Origin of the sequence: Streptomyces globisporus, from assembly GCF_003501885.1 — a bacterium.
Taxonomy (GTDB): domain Bacteria; phylum Actinomycetota; class Actinomycetes; order Streptomycetales; family Streptomycetaceae; genus Streptomyces; species Streptomyces globisporus_D.
In genome coordinates this window covers 14,305-36,219 of sequence record NZ_QWFA01000101.1, presented here as the reverse complement: position 1 = coordinate 36,219, position 21,915 = coordinate 14,305, and the positions used below count along the sequence as shown (strand labels likewise).

Here is a 21,915-nt window from a genome sequence, read left to right as displayed (position 1 = left end):
GCTTTCGAATCCGTCCGTGGACGTTCCTGAGAACCCTGAAGGGGGACAACGCATGAGGAAGTTCCAGGGTGTGAGAACCAAGGCGGCCATCGCGTCGGGGGCTGTACTGCTGGCAGGCCTGGGGGTGGCCGCGACGGCCTCGCCGGCGCAGGCAGCCAAGTCGGACTGTTCTTCCGGGGCGCTGTGCGCCTGGCTCAGCACCTCCTACGTGGGGACTCCGGGCCAGGTGTGGGGAAACAACACGGACCTGCGGCAGTACAACAAGTTCAACAACGCCGCCTCGGTCTACAACAACGGCAACTCCTGCGACGTCCGGCTCTACACGCTGAAGGACTACGAAGGCCGGACCTACCTCCTCAAGCGCGGTTCCAGTATCGCCGCGCTGAAGACCTACTTCGATGACGGCAGGTTCAAGTACGGCATCGCCGCGAACAAGTGGGTGTGCTGATCTGATGCGGCGGCTGTTCCTGCTCGCCGCCGCGGCAGGCTTCCTCGTGGCCGGATGCACCGCGTCCGGCCACGAGGGCCCTGCCGGCGGAGAGCTTCCCCGGCCGTTGTCGGGGGCCGTCCACTTCTCCGCCGACCAGGCCGATGCCCTGCGCGGGCTGGAGGAGGAGAAGATCCGGTCCTGCATGCGTGAACGAGGTCACGTCTACCGCACGGCCCCCGTTTCCGACCCGCGCAGACTCGCCGCGGAGAACCCCTACGGACTGCTGGACCCCGACTGGGCCGAGGACGACGGCTACGGCATCACCGCCCAGCAGGTGGCCGGCCGGCCCCAGGACCCGAACGCCTCGTACGTCTCCTCCCTGCCGAAGGCCGAGCGTGCGGCCTGGGAAGAGGCGCTGCTGGGAGTGGAGGAGAACCACCGCACGCTCACCCTCCCGGACGGCACGGAGATCGGATACGACCCCCGGTCCTGTGTCGAGGTCGCGAGCAGCGCGGTCTACGGGAAGCGCTGGACGGAGCTGCGCTACCTCATGGAGAACCTCGCCAACGACATCGCCACCGCCGTACGGGACACCCCCGGCTTCCGGGACGCGGAGCTGGCGTGGGCGGACTGCATGGCGGAGCAGGGACACGAGTTCCGGAAGCTGTCGGAACCGCGGTCCGAGACAGGACGGCGACTGGAGAAGACCGGCCAGGACGCGGTCGCGCAGCGGTCCGTCGGCCGCGACGAGCTGGCGCTCGCCCGCGACGACCTGGCGTGCCAGCGTGACACGGACCTGGCTCGGGCGGTGGCCGAGGCCCAGGTGAAGGTGGAGGCCAAGAGCCGCGGGCCGTGGCGGCGCGAGATCGAGGAGTACCGCGCCATGAAGGCTTCCGCACTGGTCAAAGTGGACCGTGCCGCCGAGTGAGCGGGCGGGTTGCTTCACAGGCCGCCCGCCTGGCGTGGGGTGGCGGCCGGGGCGGGGGCTGTGCGGGCACCGCGAGCGCCACCTGGCGGCCGCCACCGCCTCGTTCGCCGCCTGCACCGCCCGCTCCCGCGCCTCCCGGACCCCGCTACTCGCTCTCTCTCCCCCCCCGACGTCACTTCCGCCAGAACAGGTGGTGCGTCATGCCGCTCGGGCTCGGGACGACGTCCAGGTGGTACCGGTCGCGCAGGTCGTCCGGTGAGTCCCACAGGCTCAGGCCCGTGCCCAGCTTCACCGGGGCGACCGCCACGTGGAGGGTGTCGATCAGGCCGGCGTCGAGGAACTCGCGGATCGTGGTGACGCCGCCACCGAGCCGGACGTCCTTGCCGCCAGCCGCCTCCCGCGCCCGGTCCAGCACCGTCGCCGGGTCGGCGTCGACGAAGTGGAACGTGGTGTCGGAGAGCGTGAACGAGGGGCGCGTGTGGTGGGTCATCACGAACACCGGGGTGCGGAAAGGGGGTTCGTCGCCCCACCAGCCCTGCCACTCGTGGTTCTCCCACGGGCCCCGCTGCGGGCCGAACTTGTTGCGGCCCATGATCTCCGCACCGATGTTCTGCGTGAAGTCCCGTGTGAAGTAGTCGTCCAGGCCGCGAGTCCCGCCGGGGTCCGTGCGGTTCGGCCAGTGCGCCGTGGCTCCCGCCCAGGAGAAGAGCCGGCCCGGGTCGACGTGGCCGAACGGCCGCTCCAGTGTCTGGTCCTCGCCGGCGGCGATGCCGTCGCTCGACACCGTGAAGTTCTGAACTCGCAGAAGTTGAGTCATGCCGTCCGTCCTCCTGTGTTCCGTGGTCCGAGGGTTCTCTGTTGTCGGACCGGGATCGGCGCCTCAACTCATCGGTCCGGTCGCGCCCGCAGCCCTCTCCCCCACTATCTCCGTCCGCCCCCCCCGTACTCTGCTGAGCCGCACCGCCTCAGCGATCAACAGGGGAGCCCCCGCCCATGAGCGATCAGACCGACCGGCCTGGCCGGAAGCCGTTCCTGTACGTCGTCGTCTGCGCGGCCGGCGTCGCCCGTGACGTCGACCGGCTGTTCGTCGCGGCGCAGGACGCCGGGTGGGACGTCGGCGTCGTCGCCACCCCGCAGGGGCTCGGCTTCCTCGACGCGGCGGCCGTCGAGGCGCGGACCGGGTATCCGATCCGCTCCGGCTGGCGCGCCCCGGGCGACCCCCGCCCGTTCCCGGACCCGGACGCCATCGCCGTCGCGCCCGCCACGTTCAACACCATCAACAAGTGGGCGGCCGGGATCGCGGACACCCTGGCCCTCGGCATCCTCTGCGAGGCGTACGGTCTCGGCGTGCCCACCGCCGTACTCCCGGCCGTGAACTCCCTCCTCGCCCAGCACCCCGCGTACGCCGAGAGTCTGGCCAGGCTGCGGAGCACGGGGGTCCGGGTCAGCACCCGCGCCCCGCACACCCCCAAGTCCGGTGAGACCGCCGACTTCCCCTGGGAAGAGGCCCTGGAGCTGCTCGCCCAAGGGCCGGATTCGGCCGCCCGATAAGGTAATGGCCGGATAAAGAGATCACCAAGTGCGTCCCCGCTGCCGCACGTCCCGGGAGGAAGCCATGGGAACCCGCCGTACATCACTGCCCGGAGTCGGTGCTCAGTACGACTTCACGACCGAGACCGGACAGCACATTTCGGTCGTCGTCCACCGCGACGGACGCCGGTTCATCGGGTTCTACGAACAGGACGACCCTGATGCGTGCCAACTCTCCGTCCCCCTGACGACGACCGAGGCCACCGCCCTCGCGCACCTCATCGATCCGGCGCCCATCGACGCCGTACGGACCGAGGGCATCGACCTCGTCACCGAACACATCCCGCTCGGGACCCGCTCCCCGTACGGCGGGCGGCTGCTGGGGGAGACGCGGGCGCGGACCCGGACCGGGGCGTCCATCGTGGCGGTGCTGCGCACCCACAGCGCGCACCCGTCTCCGGAACCGGATTTTCGACTGGCCATCGGGGACACGCTCGTCGCCGTCGGCACGCGTGAGGGCGTCGACGCGCTCTCCGAGATCATTGCGGAGGGCTGACCGTGCACGACACGACTGCATTGCTGGTGGAACTGGGGGCCGTCATCCTCGGTCTCGGCCTCGTGGGGCGGCTCGCCGGGCGGATAGGGCTGTCGCCGATCCCCCTGTACCTGCTCGCCGGGCTGGCGTTCGGGCACGGAGGGCTGATTCCGCTCAAGGCCAGCGAAGAGTTCACCATGGTGGGCGCCGAGATCGGCGTCATCCTCCTGCTCCTGCTGCTGGGCCTCGAGTACAGCGCGTCCGAGCTGGTCACCAGTCTCAAAACGCAATACCCCTCCGGTGCCGTGGACTTCGTCCTCAACGCGACACCCGGCGCCGTCGCCGCCCTGATCCTCGGCTGGGGGCCCGTGGGCGCCGTCGCGCTCGCCGGTGTCACCTGGATCTCCTCGTCCGGGGTGATCGCCAAGGTCATGACCGACCTCGGCCGGCTCGGTAACCGCGAGACCCCCGTCATCCTCGGCGTCCTCGTCATGGAGGACCTGGCGATGGCGGTGTACCTGCCGCTGCTCACCGCCATGCTCGCCGGGGTCAGCCTGGCCGGCGGCAGCCTCGCGCTCGTCATCGCGCTCGGGGCCGTCGGGCTCGTCCTCTACCTGGCGCTCCGGCACGGCCGCCTGATCAGCCGCGCGGTCTCCTCCGACAACCCGGAGATGCTGCTCCTGGTCGTCCTCGGCCTCACCGTCCTGGTCGCCGGTGTCGCCCAGCAGCTCCAGGTGTCGGCCGCCGTCGGCGCGTTCCTCGTCGGCATCGCGCTCTCCGGTGAGGTCGCCGAGGGCGCCCGCAAGCTGCTCACGCCGCTGCGGGACCTGTTCGCCGCCGTGTTCTTCGTCTTCTTCGGGCTCTCCACCAACCCGGCCGACATCCCGCCGGTGCTGCTGCCCGCGGCCCTCCTGGCGATCATCACCACCTTCACCAAGATCGGCACCGGCTACTACGCGGCCCGCCGCGCCGGAGTCGGCTCGCGCGGTCGCTGGCGTGCGGGCGGCACCCTCGTGGCGCGCGGTGAGTTCTCCATCGTCATCGCCGGTCTGGCCGTCGCCACCGAGCCGCGCATCGGCCCCATCGCCACCGCGTACGTCCTGATCCTCGTCATCGTCGGCCCGCTCACCGCCCGGTGGACGCAGCCCATCGCGGCGAAGATCGAGGCCCGTCGCGGCGGCGGCGGCGGCGACAAGGCCGTGGGCGTCAGCGCCGCGGAGGCCGAACCCGTCCCGAAGTCCGCTCCCGAGCGCCGGCTGGGCTCGCACGACGACCTCACCCCGGAACCGGCGGGCGAGAAGCACGAGTAGGCGCCGCCCTGCCGCTGACGCCCGCGGACCACGGCCGAGCCCCCGGACACGTACCTCGTGTCCGGGGGCTTCCTCGTCGCAGTCGGTTGATCGTCCTGCGTGCGTACGTCTCAGTGGGCGATGCCGTCGATCAGTTCCCGTGCTCCCTGGCGGAGCAGCGCGACCGCCACGGACGTGCCCAGGGTGGCCGGGTCCAGCGGGCCCGCCCATTCGTGCGCGTTCAGAACGGTCTTGCCGTCGGGCGTGAACACCTTCGCCCGCAGGGAGAGGTCACCGTTCCGTTCGACCTGCGCGTACCCGGCGATCGGGCTGTTGCAGTGGCCCTGCAGCACATGCAGGAACATCCGCTCGGCGATCGTCTCGCGGTACGCCGCCGGGTCGCCGAGGCCGCTCACGATGTCGATGACCGCGTCGTCGCCCTCGCGGCACTGGAGGGCGAGGACCCCCGCACCGATCGGCGGGCACATCACCTCGGGCGACAGGATCTCGCTGATCACGTCCGTACGGTCGATGCGCTCCAGACCGGAGACCGCCAGGAGCAGCGCGTCCGCGTCGCCGCCCGCCAGCTTCTCCAGCCGGCGGTTGGCGTTGCCGCGCATCGGTACGCAGTCGAGGTGCGGGTGCGACGCGGCGAGCTGCGCGGAGCGGCGTACGGACGAGGTTCCGACCCGGGTCCCGGCGGGGAGTTCGTCGAGGGTCAGACCGCCGGGGTGGATCAGGGCGTCGCGGATGTCGTCGCGCCGGAGGAAGGCGGCGAAGACCGTGCCCGCGGGCAGGGGCCGGTCCGCCGGGATGTCCTTGACGCAGTGCACCGCCAGATCGGCCTCTCCGGCGAGGAGCGCCTGGTCGACCTCCTTGGTGAAGGCTCCCTTGCCCTCGACCGCGCTGAGATCGCCCATCCACTTGTCGCCGGTCGTCCGGACCGGGACGACCTCGGTGCGGATGCCGGGGTGGGCGGCCGCCAACTCCGCTCGCACGCGCCCCACTTGAGCGAGCGCCATCGGGGAGTCACGGGACACGATGCGGATCGGATCGGCGGGCATGACGCCCACGATAGAGGGTCGGCCACCCGTCCCCACGACCGGACTCGGCTGTCATCTCCCTTTTCCCTCACGGACGTTGAGCGTCGATCAGATGTGCGAGAACACCCGGGCCGGCGTTCACCTGTATTCTCTACACGTCTGTAGAGTTGCTGTCTCAGTCCCGGCTTCGTACCGCAACGTAGGGAGATGTCATGGCTCTGTGGGATCGCATCAAGGAATCCGCGTCGTCGATGCAGACGCAGTTGGAGGCGAAGAAGAACGAGCTGAAGTCGGGGTCGTTCCGGGACGCGAGCATGGCCATGTGTGCCCTGGTCGCCGCCGCCGACGGTTCCGTCGACCCGTCCGAGCGCCAGCGCGTCGCGGCGCTCATCGCGTCCAACGACGTCCTGCGGAACTTCCCCGCCGACGACCTCCAGCGGCGCTTCAACGCCTACGTCGACCAGCTCACCGCCGACTTCGCCCTCGGCAAGGTCGGCGTGGTCCAGGAGATCGCCAAGGCGAAGAAGAAGCCGGCCGAGGCCCGGGCCGTGATCCAGATCGGTATCGTCATCGGCGGCGCCGACGGTGACTTCGACGCGACCGAGCAGGCCGTGGTGCGGGAGGCATGCTTCGCACTCGACCTGCCGCCGCACGAGTTCGACCTGTAGGGATTTCGACCTGCAGGGATGCGAGGCGTACGCGCGTCAGCGGCCGGCCAGGGCGTCACAGCTCCTTGGCCGGCCAGTCCAGCAGCCGGGCGCCGATGACCGCCGTCTGCAGGGTGTAGCGGTGCATCGGGTCCGAGGGGTCCGACCCGGTCAACTGGTGGATGCGCTCCAGGCGGTACGTCAGCGCCCGTACGCTCAGCGCCAGCCTGCGGGCGGTCTCGGCGGCGACGCAGCCCGCGTCGAAGTAGACCGCCAGCGTGTTCAGCAGCGGTTCCGCGCCGCCTCTCGCCTTCTGGAGCGGGCCCAGCTCGCTGCGCACCAGATCCGCCATCGCCTGCCGGTCCCGGGTCAGCACCGGGTAGACCATGAGGTCCGAGGCGTACAGCACGGGGTCCTCCATCCCCATCCGGTCCGCCAGGTCGAGGGCTTCGAGCGCCTCGTCGTACGAGTGGACCACCCCGCCGGGGCCCTTGTGCGGGCGGCCGACCGCCACCTGCCCGCCGTCCGTCGCCGCGTGCGCCTGCTTGGCGAAGTACCGCAGGACGTCGGGCTGGCTGCCCGGGGCGATGCAGACGATGCGGCCGTCCTTCGTCGTCAGCAGGATCTTGCGGCCGCTGAACCGCGCCAGCAGCGCCGCCTCCACGCTGCGCGGCGCCGCGTCCGTCTCCGTGTACGCCTCCGGGCCCGACGCCACCGCGACCGCGTGCGCCCGGGAGAGCCGCAGGCCGAATCGGGTCGCCCGCTCCGCGAGCCGGACCAGGTCGCTGCGCCCGTAGAGCAGGTCGTCGATGAACTCCCGGCGTGCCGCCTCCTCCCGCCGTACGGTGAGGCGTTGGGCCCGCTCGAAGCCCTCGGCGAACGCGTCGATCGCCTGCTCCACGGCAGCCAGGACGGCATCGGTGACGGCGGGGGAGTTTCCGGCAGCGGCCGGGGGCCAGGCTTCACGGGTCTGCGTCAGATGCATCGTCACCAGGGCCCGCAGCTGATGGCCCGCGTCCGCCGCCGCACGGCCCAGCGCCCGGCGCTCCTCCAGTTCGTCACGGGTCAGACGTCGGCCGGTGAGGGCGACTTCGCCCAGAATGTGAGCATAGTCGCCCAGCATTTCCTCGGGAATCCTCGGCTCGGCCACGCGCTCCCCTTCAGCCTTGCAACAGTCCTGTCATTTCCCCAACGCATAAGGGGCGGTGCCGGTGCCCGGCATCAGCAAAGCGTAAAGATTGCCGGGATCCGGCAATGCATCGGGCCCGTCCCGGATGACAGGATCAGGTCAGCAACAACACGGGGGAAGCACACGGGGGAAGCACGGGGGAGCAGGGGGAACGACCCGGCCGCTGCGGCAGGTTACGACCACGCCGCGGCTGCCGGACCCCCTCGCGCCTGCCGGCCATCGGCCGACCGGGCGCTCCTCAGCCGGCCGCTCGCCTTCCCCGTACCGGATCACGGCAGCGCACGCCTCAGGGCCCGTGCGCCGAACCGCAGGGGGTGGGATCGATGGACGAGTTCCTGAGCGCGGCGATCGGATTCCCCGCCGTCATCTTCGGCGCCGCTCTGGTGGTCATCGTCTGCTTCTGGCTGCTCGTGCTCGTCGGGGCCGCCGGCCACGACTCCTTCGACGCCGACCTCGACACCGGTCCCGTCGGCCTCGGCGGTGTCCCGGTCGCCGTCTCGGTCTCCCTGCTGATCGTCTTCGCCTGGTTCGGGAGCCTGACCGGTACGGTCCTACTCCGCCAGAGCCACATCGGCGGCGCCACCCGCGCCGTGCTCTCGGTCGCCGTGCTCGCCGGGTCGCTCCTGCTCGCCTGGGCGGCCGTCCGCCTCCTCGTACACCGCTTCCGCCGGTCCTTCCCGGCGGAACCTCCACCATCCCGGCTGGACTTCGTCGGGAGCGTCTGCACGATCCGCACCGGCACCGTCACCGCGACGTTCGGCCAGGCCGAGGTCGTCTCGCGCGACGGGTCGACGGCCATCGTGCAGGTCCGCCGGGCCGAGCCCCTCCCGCCCCCCTCGCGGCCCTCGGGACCGGGCGCCGAGGACGCGCCGCTCGTCATGGGCGGCACCGGGCTCCTCTACGCGTACGACGAGGACGGCGAGTTCTTCTGGGTCGCGTCCTACGACGCCGCGCTCGATCCGGGCCCGAACGCCTGACGTCCGTCCGGCACGTCCCCGCCCCGTCCCCGTGACCGCCGGCGGCCTCGCCGCTCCGCTGTTCCCCTTCCGCGTACCAACCAGCCGCCAAGGACTCTTCTATGGATGCCATCTCCCTGGGCATCGGCGTGCTCGTCGCCGTTGTCCTGATCGTCGTCATCGCCATCGCCTTCGTCATCACCCGGCTGTTCCGCAAGGTCGAGCAGGGCAAGGCGCTGATCATCTCCAAGACCAAGAAGGTCGATGTGACCTTCACCGGTGCCGTCGTCCTGCCCGTGCTCCACAAGGCCGAGACGATGGACATCTCGGTGAAGAAGATCGAGATCCACCGCGCCGGGCGCGAGGGTCTGATCTGCCAGGACAACATCCGCGCCGACATCCAGATCACCTTCTTCGTCCGGGTCAACAAGACCGTCGAGGACGTCATCAAGGTCGCTCAGTCCATCGGTACGCAGCGGGCGAGCGACAAGGCCGCCATCCAGGAGTTCTTCGCGGCGAAGTTCTCCGAGGCCCTCAAGACGGTCGGCAAGCAGCTCGACTTCGTCGACCTGTACACCAAGCGCGAGGAGTTCCGGGACCGGATCATCCAGGTCATCGGCACCGACCTGAACGGCTACCACCTCGACGACGCCGCGATCGACTTCCTCGAGCAGACTCCGATGGCGCAGCTCGACGGCTCCAACATCCTGGACGCCCAGGGCATCCGGAAGATCACCGAGCTGACGGCGATCGAGCACGTGCGCACCAACGAGTTCCAGCGCACCGAGCAGAAGGAGATCACCCGGCAGGACGTCGACGCCCGCGAGACGATCCTGGAGCTGGAGCGCCGGCAGGCCGAGGCGGAGATCAAGCAGCGCCGCGAGGTCGAGAGCCTGCGGGCCCGGGAGGAGGCGGCCACGGCCCGGGTGCAGGAGGAGGAGCGACTGGGCGCGCAGACCGCGTTCATCAAGACGGAGGAGCAGCTCGGCATCCAGCGCGAGAACCAGGCGCGGGAGATCGCCGTCGCGCAGAAGAACCGCGAGCGGGTCATCGCCGTCGAGAGCGAGCGCATCGAGAAGGACCGGATGCTGGAGGTCATCGGGCGCGAGCGCGAGACCGAGCTGAACCGGATCGCCGCCACGAAGGAGGTCGAGGCCGAGCGCCGTGAGGTCGCCGACGTCATCCGGGAGCGGATCGCGGTGGACCGCACGGTCGCCGAGCAGGAGGAGTCGATCCTCACCCTGCGCGCCGTGGAGGACGCCGAGCGGGCCCGCCGGTCGGTCATCATCGCGGCCGAGGCGGAGGCCCAGGAGAAGCTGGTCAAGGACATCAAGGCGGCCGAGGCGGCCGAGGCGGCGTCCGCGCACCTGGCGGCCGAGCAGCTCACGCTCGCCGAGGCGCGGCTCAAGACCGCGGACCTCGACGCACAGGCCAAGCTGCGGCTGGCGGAGGGCGTCCAGGCCGAGACGGCCGCGCCCGGGCTCGCCGCCGTGCAGGTCCGCGACGCGGAGGCGGACGTCACCGAGAAGGCCGGTCTCGCGGAGGCCGAGGCGACGGCGGCCCGGCTCAAGGCCGAGGCGGAGGGCGCGCGGCTCAAGGCGCTCGCGGAGGCCGAGGGTACGCAGGCCCGCGCCACGGCGGACGCGGCGGTCATCGGCGAGAAGCTGAAGGCGGAGGCGGCGGGGCTCACGGAGAAGGCGGCCGCGATGGCGGCGCTGGACGAGGCGTCCCGTACGCACGAGGAGTACCGCCTGCGGCTCGACGCGGAGAAGGAGATCCGGCTGGCGGGGCTCGACGTGCAGCGGCAGGTCGCCGAGGCGCAGGCGAAGGTCCTGGCGACGGGTCTGGAGAACGCCGACATCGACATCGTCGGCGGGGAGTCCGTCTTCTTCGACCGGCTCGTGTCGTCGGTCTCGCTCGGCAAGGCGGTGGACGGGTTCGTGGACAACTCGCAGACGGCGCAGGCGTTGGCAGGGTCGTGGCTGGACGGTTCGTCGTCCTTCACGGACGACCTGAGCCGGGTGCTGGGGTCGGTCTCCACGGGTGACGTGCAGAACCTGACGGTGTCGGCGCTGCTGATGCGGCTGATGGGGTCGTCGGGTGCGGCGTCGGGCCAGGTGGAGCAGTTGCTGGCGGCGGCGAAGGAGCTGGGGCTGGCGGATCTGCCGCTGGGGGCGGTGTCGGGCGGTACGAAGGTTGCTCCCGCGGTGTCGCTGAACGGGGCCGGCGCGAAGGGGTAGTCCCGCCCGCACCACCACAGCCCGTCCGGCGCTGAGGACGGAACCCTTGGCCCGGGGGGCCGGAAGGTCTGGGTGTGCGTCCCACGGGGGTGGGCGCACCAGGGCCTGGCCTGCCCGGCAGGGCGGGCCCTCCGGGCCGGGGGTTCCGTCCTCGAACGCCGGGCGGGCTGGATCTCCGGGTCCGCGCCGCACGCCGGGAGCGGGCCCAGCAGCCCGACGGTTCCGTCCTCGAACGCCGGACGGGCTGGAGTTCGGGCCCACGGCACATGACGAAGCACAGAGGGAGCCGTACGCATGGACAGCGACATCACCGACACCGCCACCTCGCCCCAGGGCGGCCAGGGCGATGTGGACGCCGGTGCCTACGAGGTGCTGCGGCGGCGGCTCTCCGCGCAGGCCGGGGAGCTCGTGCGGCGGGCCGAGGCGCTCAACGCCCGGCGGACCGAGGAGTTCGGGTCGACCGGTCTGCGGCTCCTGGCCACCGAGCAGGTGCGCACCGAGCACGCCTCCGTACCGCGTGACCTCGTCGCCGTCGGCGGGAGACTCCTCTTCGGGTTCGAGCGGGGACCGGGGGCCCGGGGCGAGGCCGGGGTCGACGACGTCCTCCTCGTACGGGATGCCGATGAGGACGACGACACCACCCCGCCACCCCACAACACCCTCCTCGACGACGACGGGTTCCGGCGCGAGTTCTCCTCCCTGCACCGCTACTTCCGCGACGCCCGCCTCCTCCGCCTGCGCCGGGCCGGCGGCAAGCTCCTCGCCGTCTTCCGTACGGGCGAGAACGCCGAGGACATCCGGGTGCTGCGCTGGGCGCTGGGCGCGGACGGGTCACCCGGGGCGTTCCTGGACGCGCAGGGCGAGCGTGACCATGTGTTCCCCGCATCCCACGACTTCGACTGGATCGTCGCCGGGCGCGAGGCCCACCGCCCCGGCCGCCACCCGCACATCGCCATCGGCAAGGGCGGCAGCCTCTTCGTCGACACGCTCGGCGGCACCCTCACCGTCAAGGTCACCGACGACACCGAGTCGCCGGACGGGATCTACGAGGAGCCCGTCGACGAGCCGCTGCAGTCGCTGGCCGACGCCGACGTGGAGTACGCGGAGGTCGGGCCGCTCACGCTGCTGCGCGTGCGGCCGTACAAGGAGACGGACTGGCGGTATCTCGTCTTCAACTCGCTGCTCTCCAGCGTCCAGCGGCTCGACTCCATCGGGCCCGCCTGCCACCGCCTCCCCGAGGACCAGGGGATCATCTTCCCCGGCGGCTACTACCTCACCACCGGCACCGCGAAGACCTTCGACACCGCCGAGGAGCTGACCGAGCCGGTCTTCGAGGGCGCGGTCCGCTCCCCCAACGGCGAGGACGTGCTCTACGTCTTCCGCTCCCGCGACGGCCTCCGCAGCCTCCTCCTCCCCTACAACCTGATCCGCCAGGAGGTCGCCACCCCGCTCACCGGGCGCGGCCACGCGCTGCTGGACGACGGGACGCTGATCCTGCTCCGGGACAACCCGGACGGGCCGGCCCGCGTGCACCCGTTGCAGCGCTGGCAGACCCCGTACGTCTCCGACACCTACGCCGCCGCCCGGCCCGCCGGGACCGGCCCGCTCGCCCGGACCGGCAACGCCGATCTCGTACGCGGGATTTCGGACTGCCTCGCGCTCGCGCACGGGGTGCGGGACATGACGCCGACGACCGCGGTGTACGGGCAGCTCGCCGCCGACTGCGCCCGCGCGCAGGACCGCTACCACTGGCTGTCCGACCCGGAACTGGGCGCACTCGGTGAGCCGTTGGCCGAGCTGCGGGCCACCGCGCAGCAGGTGCTGGCCGAGTTCACCGCCGTACAGGATCTGACCCGGCGGGCCGCCGACGCGCTGGAGGAGACCGCCGGGCGCATCACCGCGCTGGTGCGGCGGGTCCGCGGCGAGGCGCCCGGGTCGGCGTCCGCGTGGGTCGAGCGGCTGACCGAACTACGGCAGGCGCACGGGCACCTGGCGACGGTCGGCGAGATGCGGTACGCCGACGTCGAGCGGATCGCGGAGCTGTCGGCCCGGACCGAGGACGACATCGCGTCGGCCGCCCAGCGGGCCGTCTCCTTCCTCGCCCGCGAGGACGCGTTCGACGGGTATCACGCGGACATCGCGGGGCTCGTGGCCGCCGCGGGGGCGCTGGAGACCGTACGGGACGCCTCCGCCGTGACGGACCGGCTGGCGGCGATGACGGAGGGGCTCGCCACCGTCACGGACGTCGTCGCCGGTCTCGACATCGGCGACGCCACCGTGCGCACGTCGATCCTGGAGCGGATCGCGGAGGTGCTGGGCGGGGCGAACCGGGCCCGCGCCACGCTGGACGCGCGCCGCCGCGAACTGCTGTCGAAGGAGGGGCGGGCCGAGTTCGCTGCCGAGTTCGCGCTGCTCGGGCAGGCGGTGACGGGCGCGCTGGCGGCCGCCGGCTCGCCGGAGGCATGCGATGACCAACTGGCACGGCTGTTGCTCCAGTTGGAGAACCTGGAGTCGCGGTTCGCGGAGTTCGACGACTTCCTCGCCGAGCTGGCCGAGCGCCGCACCGAGGTGTACGAGGCGTTCTCGGCGCGCAAGCAGACCCTCCAGGACGAGCGGGCGCGGCGCGCGGAGCGGCTGGCCGGGTCGGCGGACCGGGTGCTGGAGACCATCGCCCGGCGGGTGGCCGCGCTGGACGACCTCGACGCCGTCCACACGTACTTCGCCTCCGACCCGATGGTCGCCAAGATCCGGCGGACCGCAGACGAGCTGCGCGAACTCGGCGACCCCGTACGGGCGGAGGAGCTGGACGGGCGGCTGAAGGCGGCCCGGCAGGAGGCGGGCCGCGCCCTGCGCGACCGCACCGAGCTGTACGCGGACGGCGGGTCCGTGATCAAGCTGGGCCGCCACCGGTTCGCGGTGAACACCCAGCCGTTCGACCTGACGCTCGTGCCCTCCGGGGAAAGCCTCGTCTTCGCGCTGACCGGGACGGACTACCGGGCCCCGGTCACCGACCCGGCGTTCGCGGCGGCCCGGCCGTACTGGGAGCAGCTGCTCCCCTCGGAGAACGCCGCCGTCTACCGCGCCGAGCACCTCGCCGCCCGCCTGCTCGACGAGCACGGGGCGAGCCGTCTGACCGCGCTGCCCGATGACGAACTGGCCCGGCTGGTACGGGAGTCGGCAGCCGAGGCGTACGACGAGGGGTACACGCGGGGCGTCCACGACGAGGACGCCAGCGCGATCCTGGCCGCCCTGCTGCGCCTGCACCCGGACGCCGGGCTGCTGCGGCACGAGCCGGCCGTCCGCGCGGCGGCCCAGCTCTTCTGGGCGTACGGCTCCGACGAGGCGCGGCGCACCTCCTGGACCCGGCGCGCGGTCTCCCTGGCCCGGGCCCGCGACACCTTCGGGCTCGCCCCGGCCATCGCGGTGCTCCAGGAGGAGTGGGCGTCGGCGATCGGCTCCCCGTCCCCCTCCGTGCCGGCTCACGCCGTCGCCGCGTACCTCTTCGAGGAGCTGACCACCGGACCCGCCGGGTTCGTCGTGGGCTCCTCCATCCGGACCTTCCTGGACGCCTTCCGCCGGGCGGCGGGCCCCGACGCGTACGGGGACGACCTCGCGGTCCTCGGTGACGACCTGGCCGCCCGCAAGCAGCTTGTGGAGGGCTGGCTGACCCCGTACGCCGAGGCCACGGGGGCGGACCTCGGCAGCGGCGATCTGGCGGAGGCCGTCGCGGTGGAGCTCTGCCCGGAGCTGGAGCGGTACGCGTGCGACGCGCCGCTCACCGAGCGTCTTGAGGGCCTCCTCGGCGACCACCCGCGCATCGCGGGCGGCGGGGCCCTCACCGTACGGATCGACGAACTCCTCGCCCGTACCGCCGAGTTCCGCAACGACACCGTGCCCGGGTTCCGCGCCTACCAGCGGCTGCGCACCTCCCTGGTGACCGCCGAGCGCGGCCGGCTGCGGCTGGACGACCACCGGCCCCGCGTGATGTCGGCGTTCGTCCGCAACCGGCTGCTCGACGAGGTGTACCTGCCGCTGATCGGCGACAGCCTGGCCAAGCAGCTCGGCACCGCCGACGTCGACCGGCGCACCGACTCGCAGGGCCTGCTCCTGCTCGTCTCGCCGCCCGGCTACGGCAAGACGACGCTGATGGAGTACGTCGCGGACCGGCTCGGCATGGTCCTCGTCAAGATCAGCGGGCCGAACCTCGGCCACGACGTGACATCGCTCGACCCGGACCGGGCCCCGAGCGCCACCGCGCGGCAGGAGATCGAGAAGATCAACTTCGCTCTGGAGGCGGGCAACAACACGCTCCTCTACCTCGACGACATCCAGCACACCTCGCCCGAACTACTCCAGAAGTTCATCCCGTTGTGCGATGCCACGCGCCGCATCGAGGGCGTGCGGGACGGCGAGCCGCGCAGCTACGACCTGCGGGGCAAGCGGTTCGCGGTGTGCATGGCGGGCAACCCGTACACCGAGTCCGGCGAGCAGTTCCGGATCCCCGACATGCTCGCCAACCGGGCCGACGTGTGGAACCTGGGCGAGGTGCTCAGCGGTCGCGAGGACGTCTTCGCGCTGAGCTTCGTGGAGAACGCGCTGACCGCCAACCCGGTCCTCGCCCCGCTGGCCGGGCGCTCACGCGACGATCTGGCGCTGCTGGTGCGGCTGGCGGGCGGCGGCGACCCGGCCGCGCGCGCCGAGCACCTGGAACACTCGTACAGTGCTGCCGAGTTGGACCGGATCCTGGCCGTGCTGCGCCATCTGCTCACGGCCCGGGACACCGTGCTCGCGGTGAACGCCGCGTACATCGCGTCGGCCGCGCAGACGGACGCGACCCGCACCGAGCCGCCGTTCCGGCTCCAGGGCTCCTACCGCAACATGAACAAGATCGCCGAGCGGATCGTGCCCGTCATGAACGACGAGGAACTGTCCGCCGTGATCGACGACCACTACGCGGGCGAGGCCCAGACGCTCACCACCGGGGCCGAGGCGAATCTGCTGAAGCTGGCCGCCCTGCGCGGGACGCTCACCGTCGAACAGGCGGAGCGGTGGGCCGCGATCCGCGGTTCCTACGTCCGTACGCAGGCGCTCGGCGGGCCGGAGGGCGACCCGATGACCCGGGCCGTGGCCGCGCTCGGGCTGCTCGCGGACCGGATCGCCGCGGTCGAGACGGCGATCCGGCGGGCGGCGGATCCCCGGCACCTGTTCGCGGGCGCCCAGGGAGGCGCCAACGGCGGAACGGTCAACGACCGGCCCACCCCCGGCCGTCATGCGAAGATCACAAACGCTCCACATTGATCGGGCCTGATCGGGAAGACCGAGCCGGAAGGATCACGGCATGCTGGGTTTCGTGCCTCCACTTCCTCAGCAGCCGGGACGGCCGCCGTCCTCCGGCCACATGATCGTCTGCGGTGACGACGCCCTGGCGCGGCGGCTCGCGGTGGAGCTGCGCTTCATCTACGGGGAACGGGTCACGCTGCTCCTGCCGCCCGGCCGGGACGCGAACAACCCCGAGACCCCGCTGACCCAACGGGGCCGGGCGGCCGCCCTGTTCGGCCGGATGTCGGCGGCGATGAACCGCGCGGGCAACGGCAACGGGACCACCGGCGGCAGCGGCGACACCAACGCCGGGGTCGAGGCCGTCCGCATCATGGAGGCGCCCGAGCCCTCCGACGACGTCCTGGAGGAGGCGGGCATCGACCGGGCCGCCGCCCTCGCCCTCGTCTACGACGACGACGAGCGCAACATCCGCGCCGCCCTGACCGCCCGCCGCCTCAATCCCCGTCTGCGGCTGGTGATCCGGCTCTACAACCGCAAGCTCGGCCAGCATCTGGAAGAGCTGCTCGACCAGGCGGCGGCCGTCGCCATGCCCGGTATCGACCCGGCGCTGCTGGACGCCTCCACCACCGTCCTGTCCGACGCCGACACCGCGGCCCCGGCGCTCGCCGCCACCGCCCTCACCGGCAGCAGCAAGATCATCCAGGCCGAGGGGCTGCTCCTGCGGGCCGCCGAGCGCCCGCCGCCGCGCCCCGGCGAGAGCGCCGACCCCGGTCTGTGCACCCTCGCCCTGCTCTCCTCCACCACCAACGACCCCGCGGGTGCCGAAGGTTCGGACAGCAGCGGCGACGAGGCCCCGCAGCTCCTGCCCGACGAACGCGCCGTCGCCGAGGCGACCGGCCGGGGCACGGTGGTCCTCGAAGCGATCAGCCGGGCCGATCCGGACCGTCCGGCGACCCGGATGGGCGGCAGGGGCGCACCGCTCGCCCAGATCTTCTCCCGGCGGCTGCGCTGGTCCGCCCTCGGCTTCGCGCTCGCCGCGGTGGCGCTGGTGATCGCCTCGCTGCTGACCACCAAGGACTCCGCGCTCCACTCCGCCTACCTCACCGTCCTCGACCTGCTGGGCATGAACGACCCGGCCGAGGGCGCGCCGCCGGCCCGGCAGATCATCCAGATCCTCTCCGGTATCGCCGGTCTGCTCCTGCTGCCGCTGCTGATCGCCGCCCTCCTGGAGGCGTTCGGCACTCTGCGCACAGCCTCCTCCCTGCGCCGTCCCCCCCGCGGCCTCTCGGGGCACGTGGTGCTGCTGGGGCTCGGCAAGATCGGTACGCGCGTCCTCGTACGCCTGAGGGAACTCGACATTCCCGTGGTCGTCGTCGAGGAGGACACGGAGGCACGCGGCATCCCGCTGGCCCGGTCCATGCACGTGCCGACCGTCATCGGCGACGTCACCCAGGAAGGCGTTCTCGAAGCGGCCAAGGTCCACCGAGCCCACGCTCTCCTCGCGCTCACCAGCGTCGACACGACGAACCTGGAAGCGACGCTGTACGCCCGTTCGGTGAAACCCGACCTGAGGGTCGCGCTGCGGCTGTACGACGACGAGTTCGCCACCGCCGTCTACCGCACCCTTCGCACCGCGCACCCCCAGGCCCTGACCCGCTCCCGCTCGGTCTCCCATCTCGCCGCTCCGGCGTTCGCAGGCGCCATGATGGGCCGCCAGATCCTCGGCGCGATCCCGGTCGAGCGCAAGGTGATGCTGTTCGCCGCCCTGGAGGTCGCGGGGCACCCGCAGCTGGAGGGCCACACGGTCGAGCAGGCCTTCCGGGCGGGCGCCTGGCGGGTGCTGGCCATCGACGCCACCCCGCCCGCCGACCGCAACCCGGACCTGGCCGCCCTGCCCCCGTTCGACCCGGAGGGTGACGCGACACCGCCGCCCTCCGGCCTGGTCTGGGACCTGCACCCCGGCTACGTCCTGCGCGCCCAGGACCGGGTGGTGATCGCCGCCACCCGCCGGGGCCTCGCGGAGCTGCTGCGACGACAGCGGTCGGCGGTGCCGGGGCGGTAGGGGGCGGGCTTCCCCGCTGCCCGGCCGACTACCGGAACGCGCCCATCGCCTCCCGTACCTCGTCCAGCGTGGCCTCCGCCAGGGCGTTCGCCCGCTCGTTGCCCGCCCGGAGCACCGACCGTACGTACGTCAGGTCCTTCGCGTACTCCGCCCGCCGGGCCCGGAAGGGGGCCAGGTGGCTGTTGACCGCGTCGGTCACCGTCCGCTTCAGCGCCGCCGCCCCGCCGTCGCCGATCTCCGCCGCGACCTCGTGCGGGTCCTGGTCCAGGCAGAGGGCGGCCAGCAGCACCAGGGAGGAGACGTGGGGGCGGGTGTCGGGGTCGTAGGTGATGCGCCGGTCGGCGTCCGTGGTCGCGCCCTTGAGAAGGCGGGCGGTCTCGTCTGCGGTGGCGGAGAGCGGCACGGAATTGGCCCGGCTCTTGCTCATCTTCGTACCGTCCGTGCCGAGCAGGAGGGGTGCGGCGGAGAGCAGGATGTCCGGTTCCGGGAAGACGGGGCCGTACCGCTCGTTGAAGCGGCGGGCGATCGTCCGGGTGACCTCCAGGTGGGGCGCCTGGTCGCGCCCGACCGGGACCAGGTTGCCCTTGCAGGACAGGATGTCGGCGGCCTGGTGGACCGGGTAGGTGAGCATCAGCCCGCTGACCGTGGACTGCCGGGAGTGCGCGATCTCGTCCTTGACGGTGGGGTTGCGGTTCAGCTCCGCGACGGAGACCAGGCTCAGGAAGGGCAGCATGAGCTGGTTGAGCGCGGGGACGGCGCTGTGGCAGAAGACGGTGGACCGGGCGGGGTCGATACCGAGGGCCAGGTAGTCCAGGAGCAGCCCGTCGGTGTACTCCCCGAGCCGCTCGGCGGTGTCCCGGTCGGTGATGACCTGGTAGTCGGGGATGAGGACGATGACGTCCACGCCGAGATCCTGGAGGCGGACCCGGTTGCGCAGGGAGCCGAAGTAGTGGCCGAGGTGAAGGGCGCCGGTGGGGCGGTCCCCGGTGAGGACCCGGAAGCCGCCGGGGTCCTGGGCGATGCGGCGCTCCAGGTCGGCGGTGCGGGGCTCGGTGGATCGGGGCTCGGCGGTGGTCGTGGTCATGGTCATGGTGGGTGCCTCTCCTCGCGTGACTGGTACGTGAGGGACGGCCCCGCCGGTGAGCGCCGCTGCGCTCCGTCATCCGTGTCCGCGCCGTACGAGGGCAGCGAAAAGGGCCGTCCTTGTCGAACGGCCCTGGTTCCGTGCAGATGCTGTGGCCGCTCCTATGAGGAGCGCCACCAGTTTCGGCAGGGGACGGAGGTCATGGGCCGAGTGTAGCGGCCCCACGCCCGGCTGACAGGTGCCCGGAGGCGGACGTGGAATAGGTCGGAGAGGGGTCCCGTTGTAGGGTGTAGTTCAACGTTCAACCAAATCGGTCAAGGGTCGCGACCCCGGCCGGGACTCAGGAAGGCGGACGCCATGCAGTTCGGGATCTTCACCGTCGGGGACGTCACGACCGACCCGACCACCGGCCGGACCCCCACCGAGAACGAGCGGATCAAGGCGACCCTGGCCATCGCGCAGAAGGCCGAGGAGGTCGGCCTGGACGTCTTCGCGACCGGCGAGCACCACAACCCGCCGTTCGTCCCGTCCTCCCCGACGACGACGCTCGGCTACATCGCCGCCCGTACCGAGAACCTGATCCTGTCCACGTCCACGACGCTGATCACCACCAACGACCCGGTGAAGATCGCCGAGGACTACGCCACCCTCCAGCACCTCGCGGACGGCCGCGTCGACCTGATGATGGGCCGGGGCAACACCGGGCCGGTCTACCCCTGGTTCGGCAAGGACATCCGCCAGGGCATTCCGATGGCGATCGAGAACTACGCCCTGCTGCACAAGCTGTGGCGCGAGGATGTCGTGGACTGGGAGGGCAAGTTCCGTACGCCGCTCCAGTCCTTCACCGCCACCCCGCGCCCGCTGGACGGCGTCCCGCCGTTCGTCTGGCACGGCTCCATCCGCTCCCCCGAGATCGCCGAGCAGGCCGCCTACTACGGTGACGGCTTCTTCCACAACAACATCTTCTGGCCCATGGAGCACACCAGGAAGATGGTGGACCTCTACCGGCGCCGCTACGCCCACTACGGGCACGGCACCGCCGAACAGGCCATCGTCGGGCTCGGCGGCCAGGTGTTCATGCGGAAGAACTCGCAGGACGCGGTACGGGAGTTCCGCCCGTACTTCGACAACGCGCCGGTCTACGGCCACGGCCCGTCCCTGGAGGACTTCACCCGCGAGACCCCGCTGACCGTGGGCTCCCCGCAGGAGGTCATCGAGCGGACGCTGACGTTCCGGGACGCGGTCGGCGACTACCAGCGCCAGCTGTTCCTGATGGACCACGCGGGGCTCCCGCTGAAGACGGTCCTGGAGCAGCTCGACATCCTCGGCGAGGAGGTCGTGCCCGTGCTGCGCAAGGAGTTCGCCAACCTGCGGCCGGCCGGTGTGCCGGAGTCCGCGCCCGTCCACCCGGCGGTCGCCGCCGCCCGAGCCTCCGGAAAGGAGTCCTGACCCCGATGTTCGCCACCACACCGCTGCGCATCGTCGCCGTATCGGCCGGGCTCAGCCAGCCGTCCTCCACCCGGCTGCTGGCCGACCGGCTGGCCGCCGCCACCCGTGAGCGCCTCACGGCCGAGCAGGAAGGAAACGACAGAGACGTCGAGGTCCGCGTCATCGAGCTGCGCGATCTCGCCGTGGACATCGCGAACCACCTGGTCAGCGGGTTCCCGTCGGCCGGGCTGCGCGAGGCGATCGACGCGGTGACGGAGGCCGACGGGCTGATCGCCGTGACGCCGGTGTTCACCGCCTCGTACAGCGGTCTGTTCAAGTCGTTCTTCGACCTGATCGACCACACCGCGCTGACCGGCAAGCCCGTCGTGATCGCCGCGACGGGCGGCACGGCCCGGCACTCGCTGGTCCTGGAGCACGCCCTGCGTCCGCTCTTCGCCTATCTGCGGGCCGTCACCGTGCCCACCTCCGTCTACGCGGCCTCGGAGGACTGGGGCTCCTCGGGCGACGAGTACACCGAGGGCCTGCCGTCCCGGATCCGGCGCGCGGGCGGTGAGCTGGCCTCCGCGGTCCTGGGCCGTACGGTCTCCGGGGCCTCGCGGGCCCTGGGCCTGAACGACGGGGAGGACGCGGTCGTCCCCTTCGAGCAGCAGCTCGCGGACCTGCGGCTGGACTGAGACCGGCGCTAGGTTGCGGGGAAACCGGCGGGGCAATCGGGGCGGGTCATCGACCCGCCCCGATTGCCCTATTTGATTACAGTGAGACCGGATGCTGTACCGAGCGCGACCGAGCTGGAGGCAGATATGGGCAGGATCGTTGTGGGCGTCGACGGCTCCGACTCCTCGATCAAGGCACTGCACTGGGCCGTACGGCAGGCCGAGCTGACCGGCGCCACGGTGGAGGCCGTGAACAGCTGGGAGTACCCCGCCACCAGCTGGGCGTCGATGATGCCGGGCATGCCGGAGGACTTCGACCCGCAGGCCCTGGCCACCGTCTCCCTCAACGAAGCGCTGGAGGAGGCCCTCGGCGCCGCCGGGGCCGCCGCGGTCAGCAAGGTCGTGGTCATCGGCAATCCGGCCCAGGCCCTGCTGGACCGCGCCCAGGGCGCCGACCTGCTCGTCGTGGGAGCCCGCGGCCACACCGGCTTCAAGGCCACCCTGCTCGGCTCGGTCAGCCTCCACGTCACGCAGCACGCGCCGTGCCCGGTGACGGTGGTCCGCGACTGAGGGAGGGGCGGGGCGGGAGCGAGCCGCGGG

17 protein-coding genes are annotated in these 21,915 nt (G+C 71.9%); 13 read left to right on the top strand and 4 right to left on the bottom strand.

Features of this window, described 5'->3' with window-relative positions:
• Positions 1–52 precede the first annotated feature (52 nt).
• The gene (locus D3105_RS19470) at positions 53–448 is read left to right on the top strand and encodes a peptidase inhibitor family I36 protein (RefSeq protein ID WP_118904398.1); all 396 of its coding nucleotides are present in this window, start codon (positions 53–55) and stop codon (positions 446–448) included.
• 4 nt (positions 449–452) lie between these two features.
• Positions 453–1,358 carry a hypothetical protein gene (locus D3105_RS19465; protein WP_118904397.1) on the top strand — a complete coding sequence of 302 codons (906 nt, stop codon included), beginning with the start codon at positions 453–455 and terminating at the stop codon, positions 1,356–1,358.
• A 172-nt stretch (positions 1,359–1,530) separates the two neighbouring features.
• Here the strand turns inward: D3105_RS19465 and D3105_RS19460 are convergent, their stop codons facing one another.
• The gene (locus D3105_RS19460; RefSeq protein WP_118904396.1) at positions 1,531–2,175 is read right to left on the bottom strand and encodes a dihydrofolate reductase family protein; all 645 of its coding nucleotides are present in this window, start codon (positions 2,173–2,175) and stop codon (positions 1,531–1,533) included.
• Positions 2,176–2,351: 176 nt separating this feature from the next.
• Between D3105_RS19460 and D3105_RS19455 the strand changes: the two genes are divergently transcribed.
• The 3 genes from D3105_RS19455 (at position 2,352) to D3105_RS19445 (ending at position 4,733) form a co-directional block, all read left to right on the top strand.
• Positions 2,352–2,909, top strand: a complete 558-nt coding sequence (locus D3105_RS19455; protein ID WP_118904395.1) for a flavoprotein — start codon at positions 2,352–2,354, stop codon at positions 2,907–2,909.
• A gap of 64 nt (positions 2,910–2,973) precedes the next feature.
• The gene (locus D3105_RS19450; RefSeq protein WP_118904394.1) at positions 2,974–3,444 is read left to right on the top strand and encodes a cation:proton antiporter regulatory subunit; all 471 of its coding nucleotides are present in this window, start codon (positions 2,974–2,976) and stop codon (positions 3,442–3,444) included.
• A gap of 2 nt (positions 3,445–3,446) precedes the next feature.
• Entirely contained in the window at positions 3,447–4,733 is a 1,287-nt protein-coding gene (locus D3105_RS19445; RefSeq protein ID WP_118904393.1) for a cation:proton antiporter, read from the top strand.
• A gap of 110 nt (positions 4,734–4,843) precedes the next feature.
• Here D3105_RS19445 and hemC read toward each other — a convergent pair whose 3' ends face one another.
• Positions 4,844–5,776 (bottom strand): hydroxymethylbilane synthase, encoded by a 933-nt coding sequence (gene hemC, locus D3105_RS19440; protein WP_118904392.1) that lies wholly within the window; start codon positions 5,774–5,776, stop codon positions 4,844–4,846.
• Between the two features lie 191 nt (positions 5,777–5,967).
• Between hemC and D3105_RS19435 the strand changes: the two genes are divergently transcribed.
• Positions 5,968–6,423, top strand: a complete 456-nt coding sequence (locus D3105_RS19435) for a tellurite resistance TerB family protein (protein WP_030707613.1) — start codon at positions 5,968–5,970, stop codon at positions 6,421–6,423.
• Positions 6,424–6,478: 55 nt separating this feature from the next.
• Here the strand turns inward: D3105_RS19435 and D3105_RS19430 are convergent, their stop codons facing one another.
• Positions 6,479–7,552, bottom strand: a complete 1,074-nt coding sequence (locus D3105_RS19430) for a PucR family transcriptional regulator (RefSeq protein WP_118904391.1) — start codon at positions 7,550–7,552, stop codon at positions 6,479–6,481.
• Between the two features lie 362 nt (positions 7,553–7,914).
• Here D3105_RS19430 and D3105_RS19425 point away from each other — a divergent pair, with 362 nt between their 5' ends.
• The 4 genes from D3105_RS19425 (at position 7,915) to D3105_RS19405 (ending at position 18,129) form a co-directional block, all read left to right on the top strand.
• A complete protein-coding gene (locus tag D3105_RS19425) occupies positions 7,915–8,568 on the top strand; it encodes a hypothetical protein (RefSeq protein ID WP_118904390.1) in 654 nt (217 codons plus the stop codon).
• A 101-nt stretch (positions 8,569–8,669) separates the two neighbouring features.
• Complete coding sequence (locus D3105_RS19420; RefSeq protein WP_118904389.1) at positions 8,670–10,787, top strand: flotillin family protein; 2,118 nt, start codon at positions 8,670–8,672, stop codon at positions 10,785–10,787.
• Between the two features lie 294 nt (positions 10,788–11,081).
• Complete coding sequence (locus D3105_RS19410) at positions 11,082–16,085, top strand: DNA repair ATPase (protein WP_118904388.1); 5,004 nt, start codon at positions 11,082–11,084, stop codon at positions 16,083–16,085.
• Between the two features lie 40 nt (positions 16,086–16,125).
• Positions 16,126–18,129, top strand: coding sequence for an NAD-binding protein (locus D3105_RS19405; RefSeq protein ID WP_118904387.1), 2,004 nt, complete (start codon positions 16,126–16,128; stop codon positions 18,127–18,129).
• 28 nt (positions 18,130–18,157) lie between these two features.
• On the opposite strand, the gene trpS is transcribed toward D3105_RS19405, so the two are convergent.
• Positions 18,158–19,213 (bottom strand): tryptophan--tRNA ligase, encoded by a 1,056-nt coding sequence (gene trpS / locus D3105_RS19400; protein WP_118904407.1) that lies wholly within the window; start codon positions 19,211–19,213, stop codon positions 18,158–18,160.
• Between the two features lie 357 nt (positions 19,214–19,570).
• On the opposite strand from trpS, the gene D3105_RS19395 reads away from it, so the two are divergent.
• The 3 genes from D3105_RS19395 (at position 19,571) to D3105_RS19385 (ending at position 21,885) form a co-directional block, all read left to right on the top strand.
• Positions 19,571–20,662, top strand: a complete 1,092-nt coding sequence (locus D3105_RS19395) for an LLM class flavin-dependent oxidoreductase (protein ID WP_003967991.1) — start codon at positions 19,571–19,573, stop codon at positions 20,660–20,662.
• Positions 20,663–20,667: 5 nt separating this feature from the next.
• Positions 20,668–21,336 carry an FMN reductase gene (locus D3105_RS19390; protein ID WP_118904386.1) on the top strand — a complete coding sequence of 223 codons (669 nt, stop codon included), beginning with the start codon at positions 20,668–20,670 and terminating at the stop codon, positions 21,334–21,336.
• Between the two features lie 126 nt (positions 21,337–21,462).
• Positions 21,463–21,885 (top strand): universal stress protein, encoded by a 423-nt coding sequence (locus D3105_RS19385; RefSeq protein ID WP_030585746.1) that lies wholly within the window; start codon positions 21,463–21,465, stop codon positions 21,883–21,885.
• Positions 21,886–21,915 lie beyond the last annotated feature (30 nt).

Bases quoted from the DNA above. Each gene is read 5' to 3' on its own strand.
- D3105_RS19470 (WP_118904398.1), top strand. From the start codon at position 53: ATGAGGAAGTTCCAGGGTGTGAGAACCAAGGCGGCCATCGCGTCGGGG.
- D3105_RS19465 (WP_118904397.1), top strand. From the start codon at position 453: ATGCGGCGGCTGTTCCTGCTCGCCGCCGCGGCAGGCTTCCTCGTGGCC.
- D3105_RS19460 (WP_118904396.1), bottom strand. From the start codon at position 2,175: ATGACTCAACTTCTGCGAGTTCAGAACTTCACGGTGTCGAGCGACGGC.
- D3105_RS19455 (WP_118904395.1), top strand. From the start codon at position 2,352: ATGAGCGATCAGACCGACCGGCCTGGCCGGAAGCCGTTCCTGTACGTC.
- D3105_RS19450 (WP_118904394.1), top strand. From the start codon at position 2,974: ATGGGAACCCGCCGTACATCACTGCCCGGAGTCGGTGCTCAGTACGAC.
- hemC (WP_118904392.1), bottom strand. From the start codon at position 5,776: ATGCCCGCCGATCCGATCCGCATCGTGTCCCGTGACTCCCCGATGGCG.
- D3105_RS19435 (WP_030707613.1), top strand. From the start codon at position 5,968: ATGGCTCTGTGGGATCGCATCAAGGAATCCGCGTCGTCGATGCAGACG.
- D3105_RS19425 (WP_118904390.1), top strand. From the start codon at position 7,915: ATGGACGAGTTCCTGAGCGCGGCGATCGGATTCCCCGCCGTCATCTTC.
- D3105_RS19420 (WP_118904389.1), top strand. From the start codon at position 8,670: ATGGATGCCATCTCCCTGGGCATCGGCGTGCTCGTCGCCGTTGTCCTG.
- D3105_RS19410 (WP_118904388.1), top strand. From the start codon at position 11,082: ATGGACAGCGACATCACCGACACCGCCACCTCGCCCCAGGGCGGCCAG.
- D3105_RS19405 (WP_118904387.1), top strand. From the start codon at position 16,126: ATGCTGGGTTTCGTGCCTCCACTTCCTCAGCAGCCGGGACGGCCGCCG.
- trpS (WP_118904407.1), bottom strand. From the start codon at position 19,213: ATGACCACGACCACCGCCGAGCCCCGATCCACCGAGCCCCGCACCGCC.
- D3105_RS19395 (WP_003967991.1), top strand. From the start codon at position 19,571: ATGCAGTTCGGGATCTTCACCGTCGGGGACGTCACGACCGACCCGACC.
- D3105_RS19390 (WP_118904386.1), top strand. From the start codon at position 20,668: ATGTTCGCCACCACACCGCTGCGCATCGTCGCCGTATCGGCCGGGCTC.
- D3105_RS19385 (WP_030585746.1), top strand. From the start codon at position 21,463: ATGGGCAGGATCGTTGTGGGCGTCGACGGCTCCGACTCCTCGATCAAG.